Annotated in this window: 1 protein-coding gene; it reads right to left on the bottom strand. The window is 68.1% G+C overall.

What is annotated here, in order from left to right; translation table 11 throughout:
• The coding region (locus ACOADB_RS12010; RefSeq protein WP_378598561.1) for a hypothetical protein at window positions 1-236 on the bottom strand (236 nt) is incomplete at its 3' end.
• Between the last annotated feature and the right edge of the window lie 74 nt (window positions 237-310).

The raw sequence follows: 310 nt of genomic DNA on the forward strand, positions 1-310 counted from the left end.
CGGAGCCGGCCGGTGAGCTTGTCGTGGGCCGAGAACCCGGGCAGGACCAGCACGGGCCTGCCCTGGCCGAGGTCACGGTCCGGCAGCACGCCGGCGGCGAGGTCGATCAGTCGCGAGGAGCCGTACTCCACCGTCCAGCGCGGGAGCTCGAGCAGGAGCAGCGCCCGATGCGGCGCGCCCGATCCGCCGGCGCCCCCTGCACCGTGGTCACCTTCGAAGTCGTACACCCTGCCCAAACCCCCAAATATAGAACAAGTTCTAGTTTTGGAGAGTATGACCTCCCACCGCGATCAACGGCAAGGCTGAGCGA

Origin of the sequence: Nocardioides sp. CPCC 206348 (assembly GCF_048654705.1) — a bacterium.
Taxonomy (GTDB): domain Bacteria; phylum Actinomycetota; class Actinomycetes; order Propionibacteriales; family Nocardioidaceae; genus Nocardioides.